We start from the raw sequence: 266 nt of genomic DNA on the forward strand, positions 1-266 counted from the left end.
CCTCTATACATCGCCAATCCACTCGGCTTCCAAGCCGTGTACCTACTGACCAACTACGACGAAATTGTCAGGCGCATTTTGCTGGCCCAGCACGTCGGTCTGGTCGGTCGTCACGACATGGAAACTTGGATCGATGAAGGCGCAGCCGTGCTGCGCAGACTTTTTGGTCTGGCCCAGATCTATAAATACTCCGGCGCTGCACGCGATGACTTCGCCGCCAACAATGCCAAGGCTGAAGCAGCCCGCAAAATGTATGAGCGTTACGG

At 55.6% G+C, this 266-nt stretch carries 1 protein-coding gene; it reads left to right on the plus strand.

The genetic code is table 11. The features are described 5' to 3' along the window. Positions 1-266: AcaB family transcriptional regulator (locus AAEZ00_RS21380; protein WP_351089928.1), on the plus strand; the 266-nt coding region annotated here is incomplete at both ends.

This window comes from Shewanella sp. S1-49-MNA-CIBAN-0167 (genome assembly GCF_040310145.1).
Classification (GTDB): domain Bacteria; phylum Pseudomonadota; class Gammaproteobacteria; order Enterobacterales; family Shewanellaceae; genus Shewanella; species Shewanella psychromarinicola.